The organism is Streptomyces sp. NPDC098789 (assembly GCF_044759975.1).
Classification (GTDB): domain Bacteria; phylum Actinomycetota; class Actinomycetes; order Streptomycetales; family Streptomycetaceae; genus Streptomyces.
On sequence record NZ_JBIWAJ010000073.1, the window covers coordinates 1 to 1,070 of the forward strand.

1 pseudogene is annotated in these 1,070 nt (G+C 72.7%); it reads right to left on the bottom strand.

Annotated elements, in window-relative coordinates:
• A pseudogene (locus tag ACIQWR_RS41555) lies at nt 1–1,070 on the bottom strand (PIG-L family deacetylase); the annotation flags it as partial.

Sequence of the window (1,070 nt, forward strand, 5' to 3'; positions counted from 1 at the left end):
CGGCCGTCGGCGCCCACGGTGGCGGTGGGGCCGCCGAGGTCGGAGGTGCCGGACGCGTCGGAGCCCTCGGGGGTGCCGAGCACCTGCCACGGGCCGAACGGACCGTCGGGCGCGCCCTGGACGGCGTACACGACCTCGCGCCGGTAGTCCTGCGGCTGCGCGCCCGCCGTGGTGCGGGTGCCGAGTACGCCGATCCGGCCGTCCGGGAACCGGACGGCGGTGGCGCCCGGGTCCATGCCGGGACCGGGCAGCAGCTCGGGGCCGGCCCACTGGGCCTGCGGGCCGGTGCGGGTCCAGTACGCCATGCGGCCGTCGAGGACGGAGAAGGCCCAGAGGCGGCCGGCGACGCCGTCGGTCAGCCAGGAGGTGTCCTCGCCGCGGGAGTAGCGGATGCTCTGTGCCCAGTTGTGGCCGGTGGGGCGGGGGGCGACCTTGCGGTCGCCGCAGCCGTAGGGGCTGCCGCAGTAGTCGGTGCGGTCCAGCCAGGCGTAGGTCTTGAGGAAGTTGACCTTCGCCTCGACCGTCTCGGGGTCGAGCGAGTGGGGCAGGGCGCTGTTGGCGTAGCCGAGGTAGTTCTGCACCGAGAAGTGCGGTCGGGCGGTGACGTCCGCGTAGCGTTCGGTGGCCGCCTGGACGAAGCGGGCGCCGTACATGTGGTCCTGGTGGTCGGTTATCTTCCCGTCCTTGGCGTACCGGCCCGGCGTCGGATCCTGCATCCGTATCGTGGTCGGCTGGTACTGCTCCAGGATGCCGGTTATCGCCCGTATCGTCTGGTCCTTGGTGTAGGTGAAGGTCTGCTTCACCGGGCTGCCGGAGGTCAGCAGCGAGGGCAGCGCCGCGACTTGGCCGTTCCACAGGCCGCGCAGGCTCTCGGGGCGGTCGTCGGCGATGGTGCGGGCCTCGGTCAGCTGCATCCACACCAGGTTGATCTGGGGCTTGGAGACCAGGACGTCCTGCTCGGCCCAGCCGCCCCCGGCGGTGGGGATCACGGTGCGCTTCCAGGCGCTGGTGCGGTCGCCGGTGGCCATCTGGGCGTAGGCGGAGCGGATGCCGTTCTGCCGGGCCTCGGC